This is a genomic window from Streptomyces sp. L2, from assembly GCF_004124325.1.
Lineage (GTDB): Bacteria > Actinomycetota > Actinomycetes > Streptomycetales > Streptomycetaceae > Streptomyces.
Map to the genome: position 1 here is coordinate 1992928 of NZ_QBDT01000001.1, position 26076 is coordinate 2019003.

20 protein-coding genes are annotated in these 26076 nt (G+C 71.7%); 5 read left to right on the forward strand and 15 right to left on the reverse strand.

Annotated features, from left to right (window positions below; genetic code table 11):
• Positions 1 to 50: 50 nt before the first annotated feature.
• A complete protein-coding gene (locus DBP14_RS08295; protein WP_129306375.1) occupies positions 51 to 3071 on the reverse strand; it encodes a glycoside hydrolase family 3 N-terminal domain-containing protein in 3021 nt (1006 codons plus the stop codon).
• Positions 3072 to 3226: 155 nt separating this feature from the next.
• On the opposite strand from DBP14_RS08295, the gene DBP14_RS08300 reads away from it, so the two are divergent.
• Positions 3227 to 5092 carry a ricin-type beta-trefoil lectin domain protein gene (locus tag DBP14_RS08300; protein WP_129306376.1) on the forward strand — a complete coding sequence of 622 codons (1866 nt, stop codon included), beginning with the start codon at positions 3227 to 3229 and terminating at the stop codon, positions 5090 to 5092.
• 77 nt (positions 5093 to 5169) lie between these two features.
• Positions 5170 to 5787, forward strand: coding sequence for a GPP34 family phosphoprotein (locus DBP14_RS08305; RefSeq protein WP_129306377.1), 618 nt, complete (start codon positions 5170 to 5172; stop codon positions 5785 to 5787).
• A gap of 64 nt (positions 5788 to 5851) precedes the next feature.
• On the opposite strand, the gene cimA is transcribed toward DBP14_RS08305, so the two are convergent.
• From cimA to ureA, 5 genes are all read right to left on the reverse strand, one after another.
• Complete coding sequence (cimA, locus tag DBP14_RS08310; RefSeq protein ID WP_129306378.1) at positions 5852 to 7462, reverse strand: citramalate synthase; 1611 nt, start codon at positions 7460 to 7462, stop codon at positions 5852 to 5854.
• Positions 7463 to 8016: 554 nt separating this feature from the next.
• Positions 8017 to 8613, reverse strand: coding sequence for a TetR/AcrR family transcriptional regulator (locus tag DBP14_RS08315; RefSeq protein WP_129306379.1), 597 nt, complete (start codon positions 8611 to 8613; stop codon positions 8017 to 8019).
• 16 nt (positions 8614 to 8629) lie between these two features.
• Positions 8630 to 9700: an agmatine deiminase family protein gene (locus DBP14_RS08320; RefSeq protein ID WP_129306380.1), complete on the reverse strand. Its 1071-nt coding sequence runs from the start codon at positions 9698 to 9700 to the stop codon at positions 8630 to 8632.
• Between the two features lie 9 nt (positions 9701 to 9709).
• A complete protein-coding gene (locus DBP14_RS08325; protein WP_129306381.1) occupies positions 9710 to 11425 on the reverse strand; it encodes an urease subunit alpha in 1716 nt (571 codons plus the stop codon).
• Entirely contained in the window at positions 11422 to 12126 is a 705-nt protein-coding gene (gene ureA / locus DBP14_RS08330; RefSeq protein ID WP_129306382.1) for an urease subunit gamma, read from the reverse strand. The genes DBP14_RS08325 and ureA overlap by 4 nt, the downstream gene beginning before the upstream one ends.
• Positions 12127 to 12274: 148 nt before the next feature.
• Between ureA and DBP14_RS08335 the strand changes: the two genes are divergently transcribed.
• Positions 12275 to 13735, forward strand: coding sequence for a cytosine permease (locus tag DBP14_RS08335; RefSeq protein ID WP_129306383.1), 1461 nt, complete (start codon positions 12275 to 12277; stop codon positions 13733 to 13735).
• A gap of 4 nt (positions 13736 to 13739) precedes the next feature.
• On the opposite strand, the gene DBP14_RS08340 is transcribed toward DBP14_RS08335, so the two are convergent.
• From DBP14_RS08340 to DBP14_RS08365, 5 genes are all read right to left on the reverse strand, one after another.
• A complete protein-coding gene (locus tag DBP14_RS08340) occupies positions 13740 to 14828 on the reverse strand; it encodes a branched-chain amino acid aminotransferase (protein WP_129306384.1) in 1089 nt (362 codons plus the stop codon).
• Positions 14829 to 15304: 476 nt separating this feature from the next.
• A complete protein-coding gene (locus DBP14_RS08350) occupies positions 15305 to 16348 on the reverse strand; it encodes a 3-isopropylmalate dehydrogenase (protein WP_129306385.1) in 1044 nt (347 codons plus the stop codon).
• A gap of 96 nt (positions 16349 to 16444) precedes the next feature.
• Positions 16445 to 16576 carry a hypothetical protein gene (locus tag DBP14_RS37250; RefSeq protein WP_015493350.1) on the reverse strand — a complete coding sequence of 44 codons (132 nt, stop codon included), beginning with the start codon at positions 16574 to 16576 and terminating at the stop codon, positions 16445 to 16447.
• Positions 16577 to 16904: 328 nt separating this feature from the next.
• A complete protein-coding gene (pruA, locus tag DBP14_RS08360; RefSeq protein ID WP_129306386.1) occupies positions 16905 to 18536 on the reverse strand; it encodes an L-glutamate gamma-semialdehyde dehydrogenase in 1632 nt (543 codons plus the stop codon).
• Positions 18537 to 18594: 58 nt separating this feature from the next.
• On the reverse strand, positions 18595 to 19575 hold the full coding sequence (locus tag DBP14_RS08365) for a proline dehydrogenase family protein (protein WP_129306387.1): 981 nt from the start codon (positions 19573 to 19575) through the stop codon (positions 18595 to 18597).
• Positions 19576 to 19856: 281 nt separating this feature from the next.
• Between DBP14_RS08365 and DBP14_RS08370 the strand changes: the two genes are divergently transcribed.
• A complete protein-coding gene (locus DBP14_RS08370) occupies positions 19857 to 21032 on the forward strand; it encodes a helix-turn-helix domain-containing protein (protein ID WP_241740840.1) in 1176 nt (391 codons plus the stop codon).
• Between the two features lie 53 nt (positions 21033 to 21085).
• Here the strand turns inward: DBP14_RS08370 and DBP14_RS37420 are convergent, their stop codons facing one another.
• The 3 genes from DBP14_RS37420 to DBP14_RS08385 form a co-directional block, all read right to left on the reverse strand.
• Complete coding sequence (locus tag DBP14_RS37420) at positions 21086 to 21457, reverse strand: DUF397 domain-containing protein (RefSeq protein ID WP_347239641.1); 372 nt, start codon at positions 21455 to 21457, stop codon at positions 21086 to 21088.
• A 163-nt stretch (positions 21458 to 21620) separates the two neighbouring features.
• The gene (locus DBP14_RS08380) at positions 21621 to 22085 is read right to left on the reverse strand and encodes an NUDIX domain-containing protein (RefSeq protein ID WP_129306389.1); all 465 of its coding nucleotides are present in this window, start codon (positions 22083 to 22085) and stop codon (positions 21621 to 21623) included.
• Positions 22082 to 22666 (reverse strand): TetR/AcrR family transcriptional regulator, encoded by a 585-nt coding sequence (locus tag DBP14_RS08385; protein WP_129306390.1) that lies wholly within the window; start codon positions 22664 to 22666, stop codon positions 22082 to 22084. Before DBP14_RS08385 ends, DBP14_RS08380 begins: the two co-directional genes overlap by 4 nt.
• A 212-nt stretch (positions 22667 to 22878) precedes the next feature.
• On the opposite strand from DBP14_RS08385, the gene DBP14_RS08390 reads away from it, so the two are divergent.
• Positions 22879 to 24321: an MFS transporter gene (locus DBP14_RS08390; protein ID WP_241741197.1), complete on the forward strand. Its 1443-nt coding sequence runs from the start codon at positions 22879 to 22881 to the stop codon at positions 24319 to 24321.
• A gap of 71 nt (positions 24322 to 24392) precedes the next feature.
• Here DBP14_RS08390 and serA read toward each other — a convergent pair whose 3' ends face one another.
• Entirely contained in the window at positions 24393 to 25982 is a 1590-nt protein-coding gene (gene serA / locus DBP14_RS08395) for a phosphoglycerate dehydrogenase (protein ID WP_129306392.1), read from the reverse strand.
• Positions 25983 to 26076: the final 94 nt, after the last annotated feature.

Below are 26076 nucleotides of genomic sequence, written 5' to 3' on the forward strand. Positions count from 1 at the left end.
CCCGAAGCCCGCTCAATACGGTCATTCACGCCGATCTACGGCGGTGCCGGTCAGGCCGCCCGGTAGGCCTCCGTCAGCTTCCGCACCGCCTTTCCGTAGCGTCCGGTCAGCAGCAGGTGCTCGGCGTCCGCGAACGGCTTCGCGAACGCCTGCGTGATGTGCTGTCCGGCCCGCTGCTGGACGATCAGCCGGGCGCGGGCCACGAGCGCCTGCCCGGCCCGGTCGGCGCCCGCCCGTTCGGCCGCCGAGGCCGCCAGGGCGAGGGCCCGCAGGGTGGCCGCGCCGCCCTGCGGGGCGTGGGTGCCGGTCGTCAGGCCCCAGCCGTACGGGTACTGCGGGTCGTACGACGCGTCGCCCACGTTGATGGGCAACTGGGTCTCGGAGCGGGGCCAGGTGACGGGCAGCCGGCCGGTGAAGGGCCGCTTGCCGTAGAGGACGTCGGCGACGCCCTCGCCCTCGGTGCCGGGCAGCCAGGAGGCCACCAGGGCGTCGATCTCACCCAGTTGGCCGCCGATCAGCTGGGGGCGGCCGGAGACGACCAGCACCGCGCACTTCATCGCCGCGCACACCTTGTCCACGGCGGCCCGGTCGGCGGCGGACAGGTTCAGGTCGTGGCCGTTGCCGACGTCGCCGACGCCCTCCGCGTACGGCGTCTCCCCGACGACGACCACGCCGACGTCGTAGCCGTCGGTCGGGGCGGAGGCGTCCTTGGAGTAGGTGACGTTCCCGCCGGCCTCGCGCATGCCCTGGAGGATGGTGGTGCCGGGGGTTACGGCGCCGGAGGAGCCCTGCCAGGTCACCGTCCAGCCGCCGCTCTGGTTGCCGATGTCGTCGGCGTTCGACCCGGCGACGTACACCTTCTCGCTCTTCCTCAGGGGCAGTACGCCGCCGTCGTTCTTCAGCAGCACCTGCGACTCGGCGGCGGCCTGCCGGGCGACGGCGCGGTGGGCCGGGGAGCCGATGCGGGAGGCGCCGCTGGTGTCGGCGTAGGGGTGCTCGAAGAGGCCGAGCCGGAACTTCTGGGTGAGGATGCGGGAGACGGCGTCGTCGATCCGCTTCCCGCTGATCCGGCCGGCCTTCACCTCGTCGGTCAGGGTCTGGGTGAAGTCCTTGTAGGTGTACGGCACCATCATCATGTCGACGCCCGCGTCGACCGCCGTCCGCACGTGGGCGGCGTAGTCGCCGGGCAGTTGGTCGATGGCGTTCCAGTCGCTGATGACGAAGCCGTCGAAGCCCATACGGTCTTTGAGCACGCCGTTGATCATGTCGCCGCGCGCGTGCATCTTGACCGGTCCGAGGCCGTCGCCGGTGATGTCGAGGGATGAGTACGAGGGCATGACCGTGCCGATGCCGCGTTCGACCGCCGTCCGGAACGGCGCCAGGTGGATGTCCTCCAACTGCTTCCGGGTGACGGTGGTGACTCCCTGGTCGATGGTGTACGTGCCCGTCGTGGAGGATCCGTAGGCGGTGCCGCCGTCGCCGACGAAGTGCTTGGCGGTGGCGAGGACCTTGTCGGCGCGGTCCAGGTCGCTGCCGTTCGCGCGGCCCTGGAGGCCCTGGACGACGGTCTCCATGGACTGGACGAGGGCCGGGTCCTCGCCGAAGGACTCGTAGGAGCGGCCCCAGCGTTCGTCGCGGCTGACGCAGAGGCAGGGCGCGAAGTCCCAGGGGATGCCGGTGGCCCGGACCTCGGCGGCGGTGACCGCGCCGGTGCGCTCGGCGAGCGCGGGGTCGCGGGTGGCGCCGAGGCCGATGTTGTGGGGCATGATCGTGGCGCCGACCAGGTTGTTGTGTCCGTGGACCGCGTCGACGCCGTAGATCAGCGGGATCTGGAAGCGGGTCGCCTGCGCGCGGAGCTGGAAGCCGTCGATCATCCTGGCCCAGGCGGCGGGGGTGTTGGGCGTGGGCGTGGAGCCTCCGCCGGAGAGCAGGGAGCCGAGGTCGTAGCCGGCGATGTCGCCCGGGTTCGTCAGGGCGCCCCGCTCGGCCTGGGTCATCTGGCCGGCCTTCTCGGCCAGGGACATGCGGGAGAGGAGGTCCTTCACGCGCTGCTTCACCGGCAACTCGGCGTTCAGGTACGGCAGTCCGTGGGCGTCGACGACGATCTGCGGGGTCTCGGCGGGGGCCTTGGCGCCGGTCACGGTCAGCTTGAGCGGGATCGTCTCGGCGGGTTCGGCAAAACGGTCCTTCCGCGTGGGCACCTTGACGGTCCGGGCGGCGCCGGACGGCGTGCCGGCCGGGAAGGTGAGGGTGCCGGAGACGGGTGCGTAGTCCGTGCCGGGGTCGGCGGTGCCGCCCGTCGTCGTGTAGGTGACGGTGACCGGGTCGGTCAGGGGCTCGGCGCCGGTGGTGGCGACGGCGACCCGGACGCTCGCGGTGCCGCCCTCGCGCACCGGGTAGACGGGGGCGTCGGTGGTGACGGAGGCGCGCAGGGATTGGTCGGCGCGGCCGTACAACTCGACGTCGTCCATGGCGAAGTGACCCTTGACGCCGGGCGGGAGGGTGACGGCGTAGCCCCACATCCGCGTGAGGCCGAGGACGTGGTCGATGCCCCCGACGGGCTGGTAGTCGGTGCGGTAGGCGAAGTCGGCGAAGGGGATCTCGATCCGCTTCCAGCCGGTGAAGTCGTCGGTGAAGGAGGTCGTCCAGAGCTCGGAGGCCTCGCCGTTCGCGCCACCGTCCTTGATCTCGAAGGCGATCTTCTTGCCGTTGTCCTGGCCGTCCCACCAGAAGCGGATCCCCTGGTGGGCGGACCAGTCGTGGGCGGGCCCGGCGGCGGCGTAGTCGTGGGTGAAGCCGCCGTAGCCGCTGATGTCGTAGGTGCCGCTGAGGACCTTGGCACCCTCGGGGGCGTCGGAGCGCGCGGTCAGCTGGAGGGCGGGCGGGTCGTCGGCGTCGCCGCCCCAGGTGAAGATGCCCTCGGCGGGCTGGGCGGCGAACGGGACCTCGCCCTCGAAGCGGTCGACGGGGACGGGCGGGGGGTCGCCGGCGCCGGCGGCGGTGGTCGCCGTGGACAGCGGGACCAGCGCGGTCAGCAGGGCGGCGGAGGCGAGCAGGGCGGTTCTTCGCATGGACCTTCCCTTGGCACTCGTGGTTCACTCATGGCTTAGCTCACGCCATGAGTTAACGGGTGCCCCGTATCCCCGTCAAGACGGCGGCACTCCTGGCTCGCGGCCCAAGCACCCCTGGCAACACACGCGTTGTCCCCCACGAGAAGGGTTGCACCATGAGCAGAGGCTCCCGAGCGGTCCGGCTGCTGCTGGCCGGACTGCTCTGTTCGGCGGGCGTCACGGCGGCGGCCGTGCCCGCGCACGCCTCCGGCGAGCAGGTCACCGCCTGGCTCACCACCACCGACGACTCCGCCGGACGCCATGTCACGCGCGGGCTGCAGGCACAGGCGCCGTTCGCCTTCCAGTCCGGTACCGGGGGCGGCGGCGAGAACATCACCGTCGACGAGAACACCCGGTACCAGACCTTCACCGGGGGCGGCGCGTCCTTCACGGACACCGCCGCGTGGCTGATGAACAGCAGCGGCGCGCTGTCGCAGTCGACCCGGGACGCGACCATGCGCAGACTGTTCTCGCCGACGGACGGGATCGGGCTGTCGTTCCTGCGCAACCCGATGGGCGCCTCGGACCTCGCGCGCTACGGCTACACCTACGACGACGTCCCCGCCGGGCAGACCGACGCCTCGCTGTCGAGGTTCTCCCTCGCGCACGACCTCGCGGACGTCGTCCCGCTGACCCGGCAGGCGCTCCAGCTGAACCCGAAGCTGACGGTGATGGCCTCGCCGTGGACGGCGCCGGCCTGGATGAAGGACAGCGGCTCGCTCAACGGGGGCTGGCTGAAGGCGGAGGACTACGGCGCGTACGCCGACTACTTCGTGAAGTACCTCCAGGCGTACGAGAACCAGGGCGTCCACGTCTCCTACGTCACCGCGCAGAACGAGCCGACCTGCTGCTCGGGCTACCCCTCGATGAGCTGGAACGCCAACGGGCTGGCCTACTTCACGAAGAGCGAGCTGCTGCCGAAGCTCCAGTCGGCCGGCCTGACGACGAAGGTGCTGGCGCACGACTGGAACTGGGACACCTACGACTCCTACGCCGCCCAGACCGTGAACGACCCCGCCGTGCGCGACCACCCCAACTTCGGCGGCATCGCCTGGCACGGCTACGGCGGCGACGTCACCAAGCAGACCTCTGTGCACGACCAGTACCCCGGCCTGGACGCCTTCGGCACCGAGCACTCGGGCGGCACCTGGATCGCCGACCAGCAGCACGAGGACATGACCAACATCATCGACTACACCCGGAACTGGGCGAAGTCGGTGACCAAGTGGTCGCTCGCCGTGGACCAGGACAGGGGGCCGCACAACGGGGGCTGCGGCACGTGCAGCGGGCTGATCACCGTGCACGACGGGGACGACCGCAGCGGGCAGGTGGACTACACCGTCGAGTACTACGACATGGGGCAGCTGACGAAGTTCGTCCGGCCCGGCGCGCAGCGGATCGCCTCCACCGCGTCGAGCACCGTGCCGAACGTGGCGTGGCGCAACCCCGACGGCAGCAAGGCGCTGATCGCCTACAACGGTTCGTCCTCGGCACGGACGGTCACCATCAACTGGGGCTCACAGCACGCCACTTACTCCCTCCCGGCCCGGACCTCCGCCACCTTCACCTGGTCCGGCACCCAGTCGGGCGGCGGCGCCCGCACCGGTTCCCTCGTCGGCCTGGCCGCCAAGTGCCTGGACGTGGCCGGCGGTTCGAGCGCGAACGGTACGGCGGTGCAGCTCTGGGACTGCAACGGCAGCGCGGCCCAGCGGTGGACGGTCGCCGGCGACGGCTCGGTCCAGGCGCTCGGCAAGTGCCTGGACGTGACGTCCGGATCGACCGCCGACGGGGCGAAGGTCCAGCTCTACGACTGCAACGGCACCGGTGCGCAGCGGTGGTCGTACGACGCGGCCACGGGTGACGTCGTGAACACCGCATCGGACAAGTGCCTCGACGTCACGGACAGGTCGTCGGCGAACGGGGCGCGGGCCCAGATCTGGAGCTGCACGGGGGCCGCGAACCAGAAGTGGCGTCTCGGGTAGCGTCGCCTTGCCCCGGACCCGCTTCGCGCGCTTCATGGGGCGTAGGAAGACCGTTCAGGACCGACCGGGGAGTGCTCATGGACACCGCGCGGGATCTGTACATCGTCGGTACGGGCGGCTTTGGCGACCGGCCGGTCGAGCGGGGTGAGCTGTCGCTGGCGCTCGCCGGGGCCGAGCTGGTCGACCTGCTCGGGGCGCGTGCCGTTCGCCTGGAGGGTGAGCGGATCGTGCCGGGGCCGCCGCTCGCCCTGGGCGACCGGATGCTGGACGGGGCGGTGTCGGCGCTCGTCCGGGAGGAGCCGTACGAGAGGGCCGAGGACTGGCTGTGGCGCCGGGGCGAGGGGCTGGCGGCGGCCTACGCCGACGCCCTGGCGGAGGAGGGCCGGCCCGCCGGCGGGCGCAGCCCCTGGTTCCCGCGCCGGCCGCGGCCCGCTGAGGGCGCCGGGGCAGCCGACGGCGCGGCCCGGCGCCACGCCGGGGACCGCTGGGAGTCGCGGGAGCCGGTCCTCGCCGCTCTCGGGGAGGCCCTGGGCATCGAGGGCGGCGCGGAACAGGCCGACGAGGAGTTCCTGGACGAGGCGGTCGTGACCGTGCTGGCCGCCGTCGGCGACGCGGTGACGGAGCTGACGGCGGTACGGCAGCGCCGGGAGATCGAGAACGCGGCGTTCGACAACATCTGGCGCGCGCCCGGCTGAGCCGGGAGAACGGCCGCCCCGGCCCGCCAGGCCCGGGGGCGGACCGTACCGCCCCTACCCGTGCCTACGCGGCCGGTTCCACGCCCGCGCGGAGGAGGCCGTAGGTGTAGGCGTCCTCCAGGGACTGCCAGGAGGCGGCGATGACGTTTTCCGCCACGCCGACGGTGGACCACTCGGCGGCGCCGTCGGAGGTGGAGATCAGGACGCGGGTGGTGGACTCGGTGCCGTGGACGCCCTCCAGGATGCGGACCTTGTAGTCGACCAGCTCCAGCTTGGCCAGCTGGGGGTAGATCTTCTCCAGGGCGACCCTGAGGGCCCGGTCGAGGGCGTTGACCGGGCCGTTGCCCTCCGCCGTGGCGACGATCCGCTCGCTCTTGGCCCACAGCTTGACGGTGGCCTCGTTGGCGTGGCTGCCGTCGGGCCGGTCCTCGACGATGGCCCGCCAGGACTCGACCTCGAAGTAGCGCAGCGGCCGGCCCTCGACCTCGGAGCGCAGCAGGAGTTCGAAGGAGGCGTCGGCGGCCTCGTAGGTGTAGCCCTTGAGTTCGCGTTCCTTGACGCGTTCCACGACCCGGCCGACCAGTTCCCGGTCGCCGCCGAGGTCGATGCCGAGCTCCTTGCCCTTCAGCTCCACGGAGGCCCGGCCGGCCATGTCGGAGACGAGCATCCGCATGGTGTTGCCGACCAGCTCGGGGTCGGTGTGCTGGTACAGGTCCGGGTCGACCTTGATCGCGGAGGCGTGCAGGCCGGCCTTGTGGGCGAACGCGGAGACGCCGACGTAGGGCTGGTGGGTGGAGGGGGTGAGGTTCACGACCTCGGCGATGGCGTGCGAGATCCGGGTCATCTCGCGCAGCCGGCCCTCGGGCAGCACCTGCTTGCCGTACTTCAGCTCCAGGGCGGCGACGACCGGGAACAGGTTGGCGTTGCCGACCCGCTCGCCGTAGCCGTTGGCCGTGCACTGCACGTGGGTCGCTCCCCCGTCGACGGCGGCGAGGGTGTTGGCGACCGCGCAGCCGGTGTCGTCCTGGGCGTGGATGCCGAGCCGGGCGCCGGTGTCGGCGAGGACCGTGGAGACGACGGCGTGGACCTGCGCGGGCAGCATGCCGCCGTTGGTGTCGCACAGCACGACCACGTCGGCGCCCGCCTCGGAGGCGGCCCGGACCACCGCCTTCGCGTAGTCCGGGTTCGCGCGGTAGCCGTCGAAGAAGTGCTCGCAGTCGACGAACACCCGCCGGCCCTGCGCGCGCAGGTACGACACGGTGTCCCGGACCATCTCCAGGTTCTCGTCGAGTGTGGTGCGCAGCGCCAGTTCCACGTGCCGGTCGTGGGACTTGGCGACCAGGGTGATCACCGGGGCGCCGGACTCCAGCAGCGCGTTGACCTGCGGGTCCTCGGACGCCTTGGCCCCGGCCCGGCGGGTGGCGCCGAACGCGACGAGCTGGGCGTGCCGGAAGTCGATCTCCTTCTGGGCGCGGGCGAAGAACTCGGTGTCGCGGGGGTTCGCGCCGGGCCAGCCGCCCTCGATGAAGCCGACGCCGAAGTCGTCCAGGTGCCGTGCGATGGCGAGCTTGTCCGCGACGGTGAGGTTGATGCCCTCGCGCTGGGCGCCGTCGCGCAGCGTGGTGTCGAAGACGTGGAACGAGTCGTCGAGCTCGTTGGATGCCGTCTCGGTCATGGTCTCAAGGCTCCTGTTGTGGATCTTCGGTCTTACCGGAATGCCCGGCTCCACCGTCCCCCCAATGGTCCCTCGCGCTCCGCCTCCGGCTTCAGGTGGGCCGTAAAACGAGAAAAACCCCTCGCGGGTGCGAGAGGTCTGCGCGCGGGTCGAGGACGACGGTGGCCACCCGCACCTGGTCGTGCGGGGTGGTCACTGCGGACCGGCGCGCCTGCTGCCCATAATCATGGCGAACGAGAGCACGGTCGCATTTTGGCACAGGGGGCGCCTCCGCTCACCGCCTGTCTCAGATTCCGGTCACTCCAGTGGACGGAGGCCTGCTCACCGGCGCCGATCGGCTGCCGCGCGCTGCCGCTGGGCGGGGCGGGTGTCGCTTACCGGCGCTGTCCGGGTGCCGCTGCGCCCACCCGTGCCGCCCTGGGGGTCCCCCCAGGCCCTTAAGGCACTGGGGGAGGCACGCATGCCCGCAGCTAGGGGGCAGCGCCCCTTTAGGGGCGCGGGGAACTGCACGACGAGCCACGACGGGCGCGCACCCGTCGCACGGACCGCGAGGTCTACCGCGCTCCGAGCGACTCGGTGACGAACTCACGGACGTGGGCCAGCACCTGCGCCCGGTCCGTGCCGCGCAGCCCGATCGCGACGTGGATGGAGAATCCGTCGAGCAGCGCGCGCAGCCTCGTGGCGAAGCGGTCGGGGTCGACGGGGCGGAACTCGCCTCGCGATACGCCCTCCGCGACGAGGGCTACGAGATCCCGGTGCCAGGCCCCCTCGATCGCGGCCTGCCGCCCCCGCGCGTCCTCGTCCGCGTTCTGCGACCGGTTCCAGACCTCCAGCCACAGCGTCCAGTGCGGATCCCGGTGCCCGTCGGGGACGTACAGCTCGACGTAGGCCTCCAGCCGCTCCCGCGCCGGTTCGGCACGGGTGAGCAGGCGCCCCCGCTCGGCCCCGAGCCGGCCCTCGCTCCACTCCAGGGTCTGCAGCAGCAGCTCGTCCTTGGAGCGGAAGTAGTACAGCAGATGGCCGCTGCTCATGCCGACCTCACGGCCGAGCCCGGCCATGGTGAGCTTCTCCAGACCGCGCGCGGCGATCATGTCCATGGCCGCCGCGAGGACCTCCTCGCGCGGTGGCGCGTTCCTCCGCGCACCGGCCATCTGCCGCTCCCGTGTGTCAGACCTTCGGCTGCTGTTGCGTGATGCAGTGGATACCGCCCCCGCCTGCGAAGATCGTACGCGCGTCCACGAGGGTCACCGTCCGCTCGGGGAAGAGACGGCGGAAGATCCCGGCGGCGACCTCGTCGCGCGGGTCACCGAAGCCGCACAGCACGACCCCGCCGTTGCACAGGTAGTGGTTGATGTAGGAGTAGTCGGCCCAGTGGCCGTCGGCCTCCAGGACGGTCGGGGCAGGCACCTCGACGACCTCCAGGCGGCGTCCCCGGGCGTCCGTCGCCGACCTCAGCAGGCCGATGACCTCCTTCGTCACCTCGTGGTCGGGGTGGGCCGGGTCCGGCTGGTGGTGGGCGACCACGACACCGGGGCGCGCGAACGCGGCCACGATGTCGACGTGCCCGAGGGTGCCGAAGCCGTTGGGGGTCCCCCCACGCCTTTCGGGCAGTGGGGGAGGGTAGTCGCCGGTCAGACCGCGCGGCAGCCAGATCGCCTTCTCGGTGCCGAGGTGCGCGTGGATCTCCGCCTCGACCTGTCCCCTCGTCCAGTGCGGGTTGCGCTCCGGACCGAGCTGGACCGTCTCGGTGAGCAGCACCGTGCCCTCGCCGTCGACGTGGATGGCGCCGCCCTCGTTGACCAGCTTCGAGGCGTACGTCTTCGCCCCGGCCAGGTCGGAGACATACGCGGCGATCTTGGAGTCGTGCTCCCAGCGGGCCCAGTCCTGCGCGCCCCAGCCGTTGAACGTCCAGTCCACGGCGGCCAGTCCACCACGCCCGTCCGTGAGGAAGGTGGGGCCGATGTCCCGCATCCAGGCGTCGTCCAGCTCCCGCTCGACGGTGTCGATGCCGGGGCCGAGGAGCACCTGCGCCTCGGCGGACCGGCCGGGCCCGCAGACCACCGTCACGGGCTCGAAGCGGCGGACGGCGCGGGCCACCGACGCCCAGGCGGCGCGGGAGGCGGCGAGGTCGTCCGGGTCGTCGAAGGTGGGGTTGGGGCCCGGCCACGCCATCCAGGTGCGCTCGTGCGGGGTCCACTCGGCGGGCATGCGGAAGCCGTCGGCGGCGGGGGTGTTCATCAGGGATCCTCAGAGGAAGTAGAGGCGGTTGAGGGAGACGGAGTCGGCGGGCTCGGAGCTGAGCGGTTCGCCGTCGAGGGTGACCAGGCCGGTGCGCTGGTCGACGTCGACCGCTCCGGTCCGGGAGTTCAGCCGCAGGTCGGCGGGGCCGATGCCCCGGGTGCCGCGCACGGCGACCCGGCGGCGCCGGGTGGGCATGGTGTCGCCCCCCTGGTCGACGGCGGCCTGGGCGACGAACGCCACGGAGATGTCGGCGGCCGTCGCGCCGTACGACCCGAACTGCGGGCCCAGCACGAGGGGTTCGCACGTGTCGGTGGCCGCGTTCGGGTCGCCGACCACACCGTACGCCGGGAAGCCGGACTTGAGGACGAGCTGCGGTTTGGCGCCGAAGTACTCCGGCATCCACAGCACGATGTCGGCGAGCTTGCCCACCTCGATGGAGCCGACCTCGTGCGCGAGGCCGTGCGCGATGGCCGGGTTGATCGTCAGCTTGGCCATGTAGCGCAGCACGCGCTCGTTGTCGTGCCCGGTGTCCGGCGCGCCCAGCTCGGCCTTCATCTTCCCGGCCATGGCGAAGGTGCGGCGCACGGTCTCGCCCGCCCGGCCCATGCCCTGGGCGTCGGAGGAGGTGATGCCGATCGCGCCCAGGTCGTGCAGCACGTCCTCGGCGCCCATCGTGCCGGCGCGGATGCGGTCGCGGGCCATGGCGGCGTCGCCGGGCAGGTCGGTCTTCAGGTCGTGGACGGAGACGATCATGCCGTAGTGCTCGGCGACCGCGTCCCGGCCGAAGGGCAGGGTGGGGTTGGTGGAGGAGCCGATGACGTTCGGGACGCCGGCCATCTTCAGCACGTTGGGGACGTGTCCGCCACCGCAGCCCTCGATGTGGAAGGCGTGGATCGTACGGCCCTCCAGCACGCGCAGGGTGTCCTCCACCGACAGGCACTCGTTCAGGCCGTCGCTGTGCAGGGCGACCTGGACGTCGTGTTCCTCGGCGACGCGCAGCGCGGTGTCCAGGGCGCGGGTGTGGGCGCCCATGTCCTCGTGGACCTTGAACCCGGACGCGCCGCCCTCGGCGAGCGCCTCGATGAGCGGGGCGTCGTGGGAGGACGAACCCCGGCCGAGGAAGCCGATGTTGACGGGCCAGGCGTCGAAGGCGTTGAAGGCGTGGCGCAGCGCCCAGGGCGAGTTGACGCCGACGCCCCACACCGGGCCGAACTCCTGCCCGATGATCGTGGTCACCCCGGAGGCGAGCGAGGCCTCCATGATGCGGGGCGACAGCAGGTGGACGTGGGTGTCGACGGCTCCGGCGGTGGCGATCAGCCCCTCGCCGGACACGATGGAGGTGCCGGTGCCGACGACGACGTCGACGCCGTCGAGGGTGTCGGGGTTGCCGGCGCGTCCGATGCCGCAGATCCGGCCTTCCCTGATGCCGATGGACACCTTGCGGATGCCCTGGGCCGCGTCGATCACGACGACGTTGCTGATGACGACGTCACAGGTGTCGCGGACGGCGGCGGCCTTGAGGTGCAGTCCGTCACGGGCGGTCTTGCCGAACCCGGCGAGGAACTCGTCGCCGTACTGCTGCGCGTCGGCGTCGACGCGGATGACCAGCCCGGAGTCGCCGAGGTGGACGCGGTCGCCGGCGCGGGGGCCGTGGGTGGCGGCGTAGGCGTGCGGGTCGACGTGGATCGACCGGCTCACCTCGCGTCCCTTGGATCGGCTCATCGCTCCTCGCCTCCTTCCGGCGTCGTCGTGCCCAGGTATCCGCAGGCGGCGGCCCTGCGCAGTGCCTCGTCCTTCGCGCCCGGCGCGTCCAGCGGTCCGTCGACCAGTCCGGCGAAGCCGATCGCGATCCGGTCGCCGCCGATCGGGACGAGCCCGACCTCCTCGCTCTCCCCCGGCCCGAACCGCACCGAGGACCCGGCGGGTACGGCGAGCCGCATGCCGTAGGCCCTCTCGCGTACGAAGTCCAGGCGCGGGTTGGCCTCGAAGAAGTGGAAGTGGGAGGTCACGGAGACCGGCACGGTGGCGGTGTTGGTGACGGTGAGCCGGAGCGCCGGTGCGGGGTCGGCGTGCTCGGGGCCGGGCAGCAGCGCACCCGGACCGTCCGCGCCGAGGGCCCCGCCGCCGATCGGGTCGGAGACCACGGCGAGCCGGGAGCCGTCGTCGAAGACGGCCTCGACCATCACCTCGGTGACGACGTCGGCGACGCCGGGCAGCACGTCCTCGGGGCCGAGCACCGAGCGGGCGGCCTCGATGGCCTCGGCGAGCCGCCGGCCGTCCCGGGCCGCCTCGCAGACGGTGTCCGCGATCAGCGCGGTGGCCTCGGGCACGTTCAGCCGCAAGCCCCGGGCCCGGCGGGCCCGGGCCAGCTCGGCGGCTCCGAAGAGCAGCAGCCGGTCACGTTCCGTGGGGGTGAGTCTCACGACGCGGCACCTCCTTGCCATCCCCAACTTAGAGCATCACTCTAAACCTAAGGTTCGTGAAACAGAAGCATTGACCGGCGAGCAGGATTCAGGACACATTGAACGTCGCTCAAACTGTCAGTGGCGGCCGTCGAAGGAGACCCCAGCCATGCCCATAGAACAGCGCGGAGTCGACACCATCCCGGACGAGGAACGCACCAGCGGGCCCCGGGACCTGGTGTCGATCCTGCTCGGCTCCAACCTCTGCCTCGGCGTGATCATCTTCGGCTGGCTGCCGCCGTCCTTCGGACTCGGCTGGTGGGCGTCCGTCACCTCGATCGTGGCGGGCACGGTGGTCGGCACCCTGTTCACGGCCCCGCTCGCGCTGGTCTCCCTGCGCACCGCGACCAACCTCTCCACGTCCTCCGGCGCCCAGTTCGGGGTGCGGGGCCGGCTGGTCGGCTCGATCGTCGGCCTGCTGCTGGCCCTCGGCTACACCGCGCTGACCGTGTGGATCGGCGGCGACGTGATGATCGGCGTCCTCGGCCGGCTGTTCGGCCTGTCCGCGGACGGAGTGTCGTACGGCATCGTCTACGCGGTGCTCGCAGCCGCCACCGTCGCCGGCGCGGTGTACGGCTACCGGGTGCTGCTCGCCATGTCCAAGCTGCTGAGCATCGGCATGACCGCCCTGCTGGTCCTCGGGATCGTCGCCTACGCCCCGCACTTCACCACCGCGGCGCTGCCGGGGGCGGGCGGCTACCTCCTCGGCGGGTTCTGGCCGACCTGGTTCCTCGCGGCCGTCGCGGCCGGCCTGTCCGGGCCCATCGCCTTCATCACCCTGCTCGGCGACTACACCCGCTACATCTCCCCCGCCCGGAACTCCGGCCGCCGCGTCCTGCACGCCACCTGGCTCGGCCTGGTCCTCGGCCTGCTGGTGCCCCAGCTGTTCGGCACGTTCACGGCGTACGCGGCCCACGCCGCCACCGACTACGCGGGGCCGCTGGTCGCCGCGTCCCCCGCCTGGTACCTGATCCCGCTCCTGCTGTCCGCCTCCGCAGGCTCGGTCGGCAACGCGGGCCTCATGCTGTACTCCATGGGCCTGGACCTGGACGCCATCCTGCCCCGCGCCTCCCGCGCCCGCGCCACCTGCACGGTCGCCCTGGTCGCCACGGTCTGCGTCTTCGTCGGCCACTACGCCTGGAACGCGCAGTCCGCGATGACGTCCTTCGTGCTCCTGCTCACCGCCATCGGCACGCCCTGGGCGGTCATCACCCTCATCGGCTTCGCCCGCTGCCGGGGCGTCTACGACGCCGACGCCCTCCAGGTCTTCAACCGCCGCGCCCGAGGCGGCGCCTACTGGTACCGCGCCGGCTGGAACATCCGCGCGACGACATCCTGGGCGATCGGCGCGGGAGTAGGCCTGCTGGGAGTCTCCCTCCCCTCCTACCAGGGCCCTTTGCTGCACCTGACAGGCGGAGTGGACTGCAGCTTCCTGCTGTCGGGCGCGGTGGGAGGAGCGACCTATTCGCTACTGACGCTCACTGAACGCGCTCGAAGGGGCGCGGGGAACTGCGCGACCAGCCACGATGGACCCGCGGAGAGTCACCGGGCCGAGGCAGTCCCCCGCTAAGCCCTCAGCCGAGACGGTGCATCCAGCCGTGCGCGTCCTCCGTGATCCCCCGCTGGATGTCCAGCAGAGCCTGACGCAGCCGCATCGTCACCTCACCGGGCTCCCCACCCGACTGCTTCCACTCGGCCCCGTCCCGCTTGACCGTGCCGACCGGGGTGATCACCGCGGCCGTCCCGCAGGCGAACACCTCGGTCAGGGTGCCGTTCTCGGAGTCGGCCTGCCACTGCTCGATGGAGACGCGGGCCTCCTCCGCCTCGTAGCCGAGGTCGCGGGCCACGGTCAGCAGGGAGTCACGGGTGACGCCCTCCAGGATCGAGCCGGACAGCTTCGGCGTGACGATCTTGTCGCCGTACACGAAATACAGGTTCATGCCACCGAGTTCCTCGACCCACTTGTGCTCCACGGCGTCGAGGTAGCAGACCTGGTCGCAGCCCTTGGCGGCGGCCTCGGCCTGCGCGAGCAGGGAGGCCGCGTAGTTGCCGCCGGTCTTGGCGTCGCCCATGCCGCCGGGGACGGCGCGGACGCGGTCCTCGGAGGCCCAGATGGAGACCGGCTTCACGCCGCCGGGGAAGTAGGCGCCGGCCGGGGAGGCGATCACGATGAACAGGTACTCGTTGGCGGGCTTCACGCCGAGGCCGACCTCGGTGGCGATCATGAAGGGGCGCAGGTAGAGGGAGTCCTCGCCGCCGTGCGCGGGCACCCAGTCCTTGTCCTGCTGGACGAGCGCGTCGCACGCCTCGATGAACGTCTCGACGGGTAGCTCCGGCATGGCCAGGCGACGCGCGGAACGCTGGAAGCGCTTGGCGTTCTGGTCGGGGCGGAAGGTGGCGACCGAGCCGTCGGGGCGCCGGTAGGCCTTCAGGCCCTCGAAGATCTCCTGGGCGTAGTGCAGGACGTTGGTGGCGGGGTCCAGCGGGATCGGCGCGTACGGCACGAGCTGGCCGTCGTGCCAGCCGCGGCCCTCCGTCCACTTGATCGTCACCATGTGGTCGGTGAAGTGGCGGCCGAATCCGGGGCCGGCCAGGATCGCCTCGCGCTCCGCGGCGGCGAGCGGGTTGGCGGAGGGCTTGAGCTCGATCGTGGGCGTCGTCATGGGTGGTTGTCCTTCACCAGTTGGAGTGACGGGCCGCGCTCATGCCCGGCACCGGTCGTTTCCGGCCGGTGCTAGGACGTCCGAGCTTTCCCTCATGTCGCGGCTCCGCGTTCGATTATCGCGCGGAGGAGGCGATGGACGGAACCGGGGGGCGGCGGCCCAGGTCCTGCCGCCAAACTCCCGTCGTTCGCCCGGAGGGCGGGCCGCGCGGCGTCAGGTGCGTGCTCTGGGGGTCCCCCCGGCCGGAGGCTGGGGGAGTGCCGGCCCCAGACCCTCGTACTGGACGTACTCGGGTCAGGGCCCGGTGCGGCGAGTGGGGGCACCTCCCGGCCGAAGGCTGGGGGAGCGTGCATGGCGTCGCGCGGCAGACGGGAGTTTGGCGGCAGGGCCTGCGAGGTTGATGGTGGCACCCGGGGCCGGGCAAGGAGAAGCCGCCGGGTGCGGTTGCGACCCGGCGGCTTGGGGGGAGCGCCGGGTCAGCCGGCTACTCGGGAGGCGAGCGCGTCGCCGATCTGCGCGGTGCCGCGGGCGAGGCCGCCGGCGCGCTCGGTGAGGTCGGCGGTGACCGCCTCGTCGATCCGGTCCGCCGCGGCGTCGTAACCGAGGTGGCGCAGCAGCAGGGCGACGGACAGGACCGTGGCCGTGGGGTCGGCCTTGCCCTGGCCGGCGATGTCCGGGGCCGAGCCGTGGACGGGCTCGAACATGGACGGGAACTCGCGGCCCGGGTTGATGTTGCCGGAGGCCGCGACGCCGATGCCGCCGGAGACGGCCGCGGCGAGGTCGGTGATGATGTCGCCGAAGAGGTTGTCGGTGACGATGACGTCGAACCGCTCGGGCTGGGTGACCAGGTAGATGGTCGCCGCGTCGACGTGCATGTACTCGGTGGTGACCTCGGGGAACTCTGCGGCCACCTTGTTGAAGACGTTCGTCCACAGGTGACCGGCGAAGGTCAGCACGTTGTTCTTGTGGATCAGCGCGAGCTTCTTGCGGGGGCGGGCCTGGGCGCGGGCGAAGGCGTCCCGGACGACCCGCTCGACGCCGAAGGCGGTGTTGACGGAGACCTCGGTGGCCACCTCGTGCTCGGTGCCCTTGCGGATGGTGCCGCCGTTGCCGGTGTAGGGGCCCTCGGTGCCCTCGCGGACGACGACGAAGTCGATGCTCGGCTCACCGGCGAGCGGGGTGGCGACGCCGGGCAGGAGCTTCGACGGCCGCAGGTTGACGTGGTGGTCGAAGGCGAAGCGGAGCTTGAGCAGGAAGCCGCGCTCCAGGACGCCGGACGGCACCGACGGGTCGCCGATGGCGCCGAGCAGGATGGCGTCGTGCCGCTTGAGCGCGTCGAGGTCGGCGTCGGTGAGGGTCTCACCGGTGGCGTGGTACCGCTTGGCGCCGAAGTCGTACTCCTTGGTCTCCAGCTTCACATCCTGCGGCAGGACGGCGGAGAGGACCTTCAGACCCTCGGCCACGACCTCCTGGCCGATGCCGTCACCGGGGATCACTGCGAGATTGATGCTGCGAGACATGCGGGCACCCTACTCTTCGTCCCAGGTGATGACACGCCCCGTCCGCCATTCGGACGGGGCGCGTTGCCGGCGCGGTGGTCCGGGCCGGCGGCCGGCTCAGTGGCCGGTCTCGCCGCCGTTGTCCCGGCGGTCGAGGGCGCGCTGCAGGGCGGCGGCGGCGTTCTTGCGGTCGGACTCGCTGGTGCGGGACACGTGGCGGACTCGGCGGCGGACGGTCGTCTCGGCCATGAGGGATCGACTCCTTCGCAATCACGGAGTGCGGAAAGTTACGAGTCGCCGGAAGGGGCGGGGAGCGCGAGGCCGCAGGGGTTGCCTGCTCGGGGCCCGGCTCACGACCGCCATTCGCTGGATCGAGCGAGACGTTCGGCTCCTACAAAAGTAAGGGAGCAGGCCGCGCCTGTCTGCACAATTACTCGGACTTCCTACTATCTGAGACGGCCGCCTCGGTCACACCCCCCTGAGCTGCGGTTTCAATGAACATGTCCGGGCATGGCAACGGGCCGGGAAGCCAGTTTCGGGTCTGGCTTCCCGGCCCGCGTCGGTGGGGGCCCTGCGGTCAGCCCATGTGGGGGTAGCTGTAGTCGGTCGGCGGGACCAGCGTCTCCTTGATGGCGCGGGTCAGCGTCCAGCGCAGCAGGTTCTGCGGGGCGCCGGCCTTGTCGTTGGTGCCGGAGGCACGGCCGCCACCGAAGGGCTGCTGGCCGACCACGGCGCCGGTCGACTTGTCGTTGATGTAGAAGTTGCCGGCCGCATAGCGCAGCTTCTCCATCGTGTACGCCGCCGCCGCGCGGTCGTTCGCGACGACCGAGCCGGTGAGGGCGTAGTCGGAGACCGACTCCATCTGGGTCAGCATCTCGTCGTACGTGTCGTCCTCGTAGACGTGGACGGCGAGGATGGGGCCGAAGTACTCGGTGCGGAAGACCTCGTTCTCCGGGTCGCTGCACTCGATGACGGTCGGGCGGACGAAGTAGCCGACCGAGTCGTCGTAGGAGCCGCCCGCGACGATGCGGCAGGCCGGGTCCTCCTTGGCGCGGTCGATCGCGGCCTTGTTCTTCGCGAAGGACCGCTCGTCGATGACGGCGCCGATGAAGTTCGACAGGTCGGTGACGTCACCCATGGTGAGGTAGTCGACCTCGGCGGCGAACTCCTCCTTGAAGCCGGCGTTCCAGATGGAGGCCGGGACGTAGGCGCGGGAGGTGGCGGAGCACTTCTGGCCCTGGTACTCGAAGGCACCACGGGTGAGGGCGGTCTTCAGCACGGCGCGGTCGGCGCTCGGGTGGGCGACGAGGAAGTCCTTGCCGCCGGTCTCGCCGACCAGGCGCGGGTAGGAGCGGTACTTCTCGATGTTGGCGCCGACCGTCTTCCACAGGTACTGGAAGGTCTTGGTCGAGCCGGTGAAGTGGATGCCTGCGAGGTCCCGGTGCTCCAGGGCGACCTTGGATACCTCGATGCCGTCACCGGTGACGAGGTTGATGACGCCCTTGGGCAGACCGGCCTCCTCCAGCAGCCGCATCAGCAGCACGGCGGCGTGGGTCTGCGTCGGGGACGGCTTCCAGACCACCACGTTGCCCATGAGGGCGGGCGCGGTGGGCAGGTTCGCGGCGATCGCGCTGAAGTTGAACGGCGTGATCGCGTAGACGAAGCCCTCCAGCGGGCGGTGGTCCAGACGGTTCCACACGCCCGGGGAGTTCGCCGGGGGCTGCTCGGCGAGGATCTGGCGGGCGTAGTGGACGTTGAACCGCCAGAAGTCGACCAGCTCGCAGGGGCTGTCGATCTCGGCCTGCTGGGCGGTCTTGGACTGGCCCAGCATGGTGGAGGCGGCGATGGTCTCGCGCCACGGGCCGGCCAGCAGCTCGGCGGCGCGCAGGATGATCGCGGCGCGGTCGTCGAAGGCCATCGCACGCCAGGCCGGTGCGGCGGCGAGGGCCGCGTCGATGGCGTCCTGGGCGTCGGCCTGCGTGGCGTTGCGCAGGGTGCCGATGACGGCCTTGTGGTTGTGCGGCTGGACCACCTGGAAGGGTTCGCCGCCACCGAGCCGCTTCTCGCCGCCGATGGTCATCGGCAGGTCGACCGGGTTCTCGGCCAGCTCCTTGAGCTTGGCCTCCAGCCGGGCGCGCTCGGGCGAGCCGGGGGCATAGCCGTGCACCGGCTCGTTGACGGGGGTGGGGACCTGGGTCACAGCGTCCATGTGATCCGAACTCCTTGTACGTGAGCGGGTGTCGGGGCTTGGGGCGTGCGGGGGGGGCTCAGCCCTTGCTGAGCATGCTGCGGACGAAGAACCGCAGGTTGGCCGGCTTCTCGGCGAGGCGCCGCATGAAGTAGCCGTACCAGTCGGTGCCGTAGGCCGTGTAGACGCGCATGCGGTGGCCCTCGGCGGCCAGCCGCAGGTGCTCGTCACTGCGGATGCCGTACAGCATCTGGAACTCGTACTCGTCGAGCTTGCGTCCGGCCTGGTGGGCCAGTTCCTGGCCGATGGAGATCAGGCGCGGGTCGTGGGACCCGATCATCGGGTAGCCCTCGCCCTCCATCAGGATGCGCAGGACACGGACGTACGCCTTGTCGATCTCGTGCTTCTGCTGGAGGGCGACCTCGGCGGGCTCCTTGTAGGCGCCCTTCACCAGGCGCACCCGGCTGCCGGCGGCGGCGAGGCGGCGGGCGTCGGCCTCGGTGCGGAAGAGGTAGGCCTGGATGACGCAGCCGGTCTCCGGATGGGTCTTCCGCAGCTCCTCGTGGATGGCGAACATCGAGTCGAGGGTGGTGTGGTCCTCGGCGTCCAGCGTCACGGTCGTACCGATGGCCGCGGCGGCCTCGACGACCGGCCGGACGTTGGCGAGGGCCAGCTCGTGCCCGCCCTGGAATGCGGGGGCGGGCCCGGAGGGCCCTCGGTTGAGGGCGGTGGTGGGAGACGGGAGGGCCTGGCCGAACATGGAGAGCTTGACCGACATCTCGACCTTCTCGCCGAGCCCCAGCTCCTTGAGGTGGTCGATCAGCGCGAGGTAGGCGTCGCGGGCGGCGGCGGCCTGCTCGGGGGTGGTGATGTCCTCGCCGACCACGTCCATGGTCAGTTCGAGCCCCTTGGCCGTCATCTCCCTGACGATCGGCACGATGTCGTCGACGGACTCGCCCGGGATGAACCGGTCGACGACCTGCTTGGTCACCGGGGCCGCCGAGATCAGGCGACGCATCCGGTCGCTGCGCGACGCGGCGAGAATCACGGGACCCAGCACGGGCACCTCCACAGACAAGCACCAATTCGGCCGTCATCCCACGATTCGGGTACGGCACGGAGAACCACGGTGAAACCTATGGATCTCTCCGATCGTGGGCCATCGACAGCTGTCACGCATCCGCGCCCGGGATCTCAGACAGATGTATGAAGGCGGCCGTGAGATGCGGAAGAATGGGGCTCGTGGCGGCTGACGCTGCGCCATTCCGGGGGGCGACCCCCGGGCCCCCGGCAGAAGAGCCGCCTGCCGACCGCGACCAGCACCGAGACACCGGGGCGACTGTGACCAAGAGCGAGCCTTACCGGGGCGATTACCAGGAGCTGGTGGACGAGGTCTCGGAGCTGCTGGGGGTGCCGGCGACCCTGGAGAACCGTGACTTCGGGCTGATCGCCTTCGCCGGGTACGACCCGGAGGGCGACCTCGACCCCTCGGCGCTGGACCCGGTCCGCACCCGCTCGATCCTGACCCGGCGCTCCACGGCGGCCGTGCGGCACTGGTTCGAGGGATTCGGCATCACACGCGCCACGGGCCCGGTACGGATCCCGCCGACGCCGGAGGCCGGCGTGTACCGGGGCCGCATCTGCCTTCCGGTACGGCACCGGGGGGTCGTCCTCGGCTACGTCTGGCTCCTGGACAGCGACCCCGGCCCGACGGACGCCCAGCTGGCCGACGCCATGGGGGTGACCGGGCGGATCGGTGCGCTGCTCGCGGACGAGGCACAGGCGGGGGCGGACCTGAGCCGGGAACTGCGGGCGGTGCTGACGGCCGAGCGGGGCTGGCAGCGGGACATGGCGGTGGCGGAGTTCCGCACCGCCCTCGGACCCCGCGCGGACGGCCCCCACACCCTGGTCTGCGTGGCCCCCTGGCCCTCAGCCGACCCGGACGACGCCCCGTCCCCGCGCACGGTCCCGCACACCACGGCGCTGTGCACGGTCCCGTGGGGAGCGACGGCGCACAGCCTCGCGGCCCTGGTACGACTCCGGACCACGGACGTGACGACCCCGGCCCTCACGGCGGCCGCACGCCTGCTGCGGGAGGCGGAACGGGCCCCGGCCGCAGGCGTCGGCGAGCCCCGGACCGGCCTGGCCGACCTGGGCGCCACCTGGCAGGAGGCGTCGGCGGCCGCACGCGCGGCCCTGGCCGAGCCGAGGCTGGGCCCGGTCGCCGAGTGGTCCCGAATCGGCCCGTACCGACTCCTGACGGCCCTCCCCCCGGAGTCCGCCCACGACCCGGCGGTCGCCCCCCTCCTCACCCCCGCCCACCGGGAGCTGGCCCGCACGGCGGAGGTCTACCTGGACTGCGCGGGCCAGGCAGGCCGCACGGCAGCGGAGCTCGGCATCCACCGGCAGACCCTGTACTACCGCCTCTCCCGGGTCGAGCAGCTCACCGGCCTCGACCTCGACGACGGCGAAGACCGCCTCCTCCTCCACATGGCCCTCAAGGTGGCCCGGCTCTGAGCATCGCGAGCGGGACTCGGCGGCACCGGCCTGATCGGCCTCACCGAGGAGCGCTACAACCTCCCGGCCCAGCCCGACCCGGCGACGACGTGAGCGATGAACGCCGCCCAGGCACGGGAGGGGACGAGGAGCGCGGGTCCGCCGGGATTTTTGGAGTCCCGGACGGCCAGGTGGGGGGGGAGAGGGGTTGCTTCTATGCGGTTCTGGCCGGCGGAGTCGCTGTAGGAGGACTTGAACCAGGCGCGCTCCGTGTCCTCTGGAGGCAGGTGAGTTACCCCATGACGGCTCGCAGCGTCTCCCTCGCCCGGGTGCACGTCCGGCGCCGCCTCACGCTCTGGAGCTGGGCCGGGGACGTGGCGGACGCCGTACTCGTGACCTCCGAACTGGTCGCCAACGCGGTGGTGCACGGAAAGGTGCCTGGCCATGACGTGTGGCTGCGGCTGGCCGAGTTGGAGTCGGGGGCCCTCGTCGTGGACGTGTCGGACCCGGTACGAGCCCTCCCCCGGCCGGCCGAGGAGGGCACCGGAGGCGAACGGGGCCGGGGGCTCCTGGTGGTGGCCCCACGGCAACCTCACAACGCCGGCGCACTCACCCAACCCGTCTCGGCACGGTCGTCGGTACCGGGTACACCGTCCACCCCGCCGGAGCCGTCTCGCCGAGCCAGGTCGCCAGCAACGCCTCGGTGGCCGGGTACAGGGGCGTCGGCGGAGTCTCCGGATGCACCCAGCGCCACTCGGCGAAGACGTCCGGTTCGGTGAGGGCCGCTTCGAGGGGGCCGTCGGTGTGGGCCACCACGCAGCCCGTGACCGAGGTGTCGGGGACGTCCGTGCGCAGGGTCACCGCGAAGGCGCGGATCTCGGGCAACCGGTCCCGGGGGATGCCGGTCTCCTCCTCCACCTCCCGCAGCGCGGCCTCCTCGAACGTCTCCCCCGGCTCCACGTGACCACCCGGGAGACACCAGGTCGGCGTCTCGCCGCGCTTGATCCGCCTGCCGATCAGGATGCGTCCGTCGGGGCCGATCAGCAGCACCCCTACTCCGACGGTCGACGTCATGCGCGGGCCACCCCCTCCACCACCCGGCGCAGACCCTCGGTCAGGACCTCGCCGTCCGGGGCGGTCTTCGGATCGAACGTCCACAACGTGATCAGCCCGGTCATCAGGACCGTGTAGAAGCTGCCGAGCGTGTCGACGACGTCCTCGGGGATGTCCTCTTCGGGCGTGTCCGTCATGAGGGCGACGAAGCCGCGGGACCCCTCCCGCTGGGCCCGCGCCAGATGGTCCCGCACCTCGGGCAACTGGTCGCCCATGACGGCGATCTCCGCGCTGAGCCGCCACATCGAGTGGGGCTCGCGCATGGTGGTGACAACGTTGGACCACACCTGCCGGAAGCGCTCCAGTGAGCCCGGCGCGGCGGTGAGCCCCGCGTCCGCTCCCCCGGCGAACGCCTCGGACATCTCCTCCACCAGCGCCACGTACGCCTGCGCGAGCAGCGCGTCCTTGGAGCCGTAGTGGTAGCCGATGGAGGCCAGGTTGGTGCCGGACTCCTTCACGATGTCGCGCGCCGTCGTCCGCGCGAACCCCTTCTCCAGCAGGCAGCGCTTCGCGCCGTCGAGCAGATCCTCACGGTGTCCCATGCCTCGCAGCCTACCCCTCGATCCATACGAGCGTCTTAGACGAGTGGCCTATACATTCGTTCTAGACAAGCGTTTAAGACGCTCGTATATTCCTTGGCATGACCAACCCGACGAGCACCGCCCCGAGCACACCCACCACCGCACGCGCCACACCCGCCACCGCCACCCCCACCCGCGCCGGACGGCGTGAGTGGACCGCGCTCGGTGTGCTGATGCTTCCCCTGCTCCTGGTCTCGATGGACGTCTCCGTCCTGTACTTCGCGACCCCGGCGATCAGCGCCGACCTGCGCCCCAGCGGCACCCAGCAGCTGTGGATCTACGACATCTACGGCTTCGTCCTGGCCGGCCTGCTGATGACGATGGGCTCGCTCGGCGACCGGATCGGCCGCCGCAGGCTCCTCCTGATGGGCGCCGCGGCCTTCGGCGGGGCGTCCCTGCTCGCGGCCTACGCCGACAGCGCCGGGACCCTCATCGCGGCCCGCGCGGTCCTCGGGATCGGCGGCGCCACGCTGATGCCGTCGACGATGGCCCTGCTGCGCACGATGTTCACCGACCCCGGCCAGCGCGCGAAGGCGATCGGGCTGTGGTCCGGGGTGATGACGGGCGGCATCGCGCTCGGCTCGGTGATGAGCGGCGTCCTGGTCGAGCACTTCTGGTGGGGCTCGGTGTTCCTGGTCAACCTGCCGGCGATGCTGCTCCTGCTGGTCCTCGGCCCGGTCCTGCTGCCGGAGTCCCGCAGCGCCGACCCCGGCCGGTTCGACTGGGTGAGCGTGCCGCTGTCGATGGCCGCCGTACTGCCCGTGATCTACGGCCTGAAGGAGATCCCCTCCGAGGGCTGGCACCCGCTGTACGTCGTCTCGGTGACCGTCGGCCTGCTGTTCGCGGCGCTGTTCGTGCACCGGCAGCGCACCGCCGCCTCCCCGCTGATCCCGCCGGCGCTGCTGAAGGGCCGCGGCTTCACCCCGGCGCTGGTGCTGACCCTGGTCTCCGCGTTCGGCATGATGGGCTCGGCGATCTTCACGACGCAGTACCTGCAGTCGGTCCTCGGCAAGAGCCCGCTGCAGGCGGCGCTGTGGAGTCTGCTGCCGTCGGTACTCATCGGCGTCGCCGGTCCGGTGGCCACCGTCCTCGTCCAGCGGGGCGCCAACCGCGGCTATGTGGTGGCCGCCGGCTTCGCCGTCACCGCCGCGGGGTACGCGCTGCTCGCCTTCGCGGGCACCGACTCGCTCTGGCTGGTCCTGGCCGCCGCCGGCATCCTCGCCTGCGGCGTGGTGATGGTGATGTCCCAGCTGACCGACCTCGCCATGAGCACCGCCCCGGTGGAGCGGGCGGGCACGGCGTCCTCCCTGCTGGAGACCGCCACGGAGTTCGGCGGCGCGCTCGGCATGGCGGTGCTGGGGTCCGTCGGAACCGCCCTCTACCGCCACGGGATGCCGGCCTCGGCGCCCGCCCCGGCCCGGGAGACACTGGGCGGCGCCCTGACGACGGCGGCCCACCTGCCCGGCCGGGCCGGTGAGTCCCTCCTCTCCACGGCCCGGGAGGCGTTCACGAGCGGGATGCAGGGGGCGGCGACCGCGGGTGCGGTGCTGCTGGCGCTGGCCGCGGGCGGAGCGGCGGTGAGCCTGCGCCGGATCGAGGTCACCGACGACAAGTAGGGCACGGGCACGAGAGAACGCCGGGCGGGCTGACCTTCGTCAGCCCGCCCGGCGTTCTCTCGTGAGGGAACTCAGACCAGGTTCACCGACCGGGCGGAGGTCGCCCCGATCTCGGCGGCCAGCTCGCCCAGCACACCCGACGCGACCGTGTCGTCGACGGTCAGGACGGCCAGCGCCTCCCCGCCGACCGTCGCGCGGGCGACCTGCATGCCGGCGATGTTGATGCCCGCCTCGCCGAGGATGCGGCCGACGGTGCCGACGACACCGGGGCGGTCCTCGTAGCGCAGGACGACCATGTGGTCGGCGAGGGCGAGGTCGACGTCGTACTCGCCGACGGCGACGATCTTCTGGACGTGCTTCGGGCCGGCCAGCGTGCCGGAGACCGAGATCTCCTCGCCGGTGCCGAGCGTGCCGCGCACGGTGACGACGTTGCGGTGGTCGGCCGACTCGGAGCTGGTGGTCAGCCGGACCTCGACGCCGCGCTCCTGGGCGAACAGGGGGGCGTTGACGTACGACACCGTCTCGTCGACGACGTCCTCGAACACGCCCTTGAGCGCGGACAGTTCGAGCACCTTGACGTCGTGCTGGGTGATCTCGCCGTACACCTCGACGTCGAGGCGGACCGCGACCTCGCCGGCGAGCGCGGTGAAGATGCGGCCGAGGCGCTCGGCGAGCGGCAGGCCGGGCTTGACGTCCTCGGCGATGACTCCGCCCTGCACGTTCACCGCGTCCGGGACCAGCTCGCCGGCGAGGGCGAGGCGCACCGAGCGGGCGACGGCGATGCCGGCCTTCTCCTGGGCCTCGTCGGTGGACGCGCCGAGGTGCGGGGTGCACACGACCTGGTCCAGCTCGAACAGCGGGGAGTCGGTGCAGGGTTCCTTCGCGTACACGTCGAGGCCGGCGCCGGCGACGCGGCCCTCCTTCAGCGCCGCGTACAGCGCCTCCTCGTCGACGATGCCGCCGCGCGCGGCGTTGACGATGCGGACGCTCGGCTTGACCTTGCGCAGCGCCTCGTCACCGATGAGGCCGAGGGTCTCGGGGGTCTTGGGCAGGTGGACGGTGATGAAGTCGGAGACTTCCAGCAGCTCGTCCAGCGAGAGGACCTTCACGCCCATCTGGGCGGCGCGCGCGGGCTGCACGTAGGGGTCGTAGGCGACGACCTTCATGCCGAAGGCCGACATGCGCTGGGCGACCAGCGCGCCGATGCGGCCGAGGCCGACGACGCCGAGGGTCTTCTCGGCCAGCTCCACGCCGGTGTACTTGCTGCGCTTCCACTCGCCGTTCTTCAGGGCCGAGTTGGCCTGCGGGATGTTGCGGGCGGAGGCGAGCAGGAGGCCGCAGGCGAGTTCTGCGGCGGTGACGATGTTGGAGGTGGGCGCGTTGACCACCATCACGCCGGCCTTGGTGGAGGCGGAGACGTCCACGTTGTCCAGGCCGACACCGGCGCGGGCGACGACCTTGAGCTTCTTCGCGGCGGCGATGGCCTCGGCGTCGACCTTGGTGGCGGACCGGATCAGGATCGCGTCGACGTCGGCGATGGCGGGGAGCAGCTCGGTCCGGTCGGCACCGTTGCAGTGCCGGATCTCGAAGTCGGGTCCCAGGGCGTCGACGGTGGCGGGCGACAGCTCTTCAGCGATGAGTACGACGGGTTTCGAGCTCACGTGAGTCCTCACAAGTCCAGTGCGGACGGCCGTCCCGACGGCCGATGGCGGTGGAGGGGCTAGCCGCGGAGACGCACGACGCTGTGGGCCTGAC

Excerpts from the sequence above, each read along its gene's own strand:
- DBP14_RS08325 (WP_129306381.1), bottom strand. The coding sequence starts at position 11,425 with ATGAGCCGATCCAAGGGACGCGAGGTGAGCCGGTCGATCCACGTCGAC.
- DBP14_RS08390 (WP_241741197.1), top strand. The coding sequence starts at position 22,879 with ATGCTTCCCCTGCTCCTGGTCTCGATGGACGTCTCCGTCCTGTACTTC.
- cimA (WP_129306378.1), bottom strand. The coding sequence starts at position 7,462 with ATGACCGAGACGGCATCCAACGAGCTCGACGACTCGTTCCACGTCTTC.
- DBP14_RS37250 (WP_015493350.1), bottom strand. The coding sequence starts at position 16,576 with ATGGCCGAGACGACCGTCCGCCGCCGAGTCCGCCACGTGTCCCGCACC.
- DBP14_RS08335 (WP_129306383.1), top strand. The coding sequence starts at position 12,275 with ATGCCCATAGAACAGCGCGGAGTCGACACCATCCCGGACGAGGAACGC.
- DBP14_RS08300 (WP_129306376.1), top strand. The coding sequence starts at position 3,227 with ATGAGCAGAGGCTCCCGAGCGGTCCGGCTGCTGCTGGCCGGACTGCTC.
- DBP14_RS37420 (WP_347239641.1), bottom strand. The coding sequence starts at position 21,457 with ATGGCCAGGCACCTTTCCGTGCACCACCGCGTTGGCGACCAGTTCGGA.
- DBP14_RS08295 (WP_129306375.1), bottom strand. The coding sequence starts at position 3,071 with ATGCGAAGAACCGCCCTGCTCGCCTCCGCCGCCCTGCTGACCGCGCTG.
- DBP14_RS08340 (WP_129306384.1), bottom strand. The coding sequence starts at position 14,828 with ATGACGACGCCCACGATCGAGCTCAAGCCCTCCGCCAACCCGCTCGCC.
- DBP14_RS08320 (WP_129306380.1), bottom strand. The coding sequence starts at position 9,700 with ATGAACACCCCCGCCGCCGACGGCTTCCGCATGCCCGCCGAGTGGACC.
- DBP14_RS08350 (WP_129306385.1), bottom strand. The coding sequence starts at position 16,348 with ATGTCTCGCAGCATCAATCTCGCAGTGATCCCCGGTGACGGCATCGGC.
- DBP14_RS08305 (WP_129306377.1), top strand. The coding sequence starts at position 5,170 with ATGGACACCGCGCGGGATCTGTACATCGTCGGTACGGGCGGCTTTGGC.
- pruA (WP_129306386.1), bottom strand. The coding sequence starts at position 18,536 with ATGGACGCTGTGACCCAGGTCCCCACCCCCGTCAACGAGCCGGTGCAC.
- DBP14_RS08380 (WP_129306389.1), bottom strand. The coding sequence starts at position 22,085 with ATGACGTCGACCGTCGGAGTAGGGGTGCTGCTGATCGGCCCCGACGGA.
- DBP14_RS08315 (WP_129306379.1), bottom strand. The coding sequence starts at position 8,613 with ATGGCCGGTGCGCGGAGGAACGCGCCACCGCGCGAGGAGGTCCTCGCG.
- DBP14_RS08385 (WP_129306390.1), bottom strand. The coding sequence starts at position 22,666 with ATGGGACACCGTGAGGATCTGCTCGACGGCGCGAAGCGCTGCCTGCTG.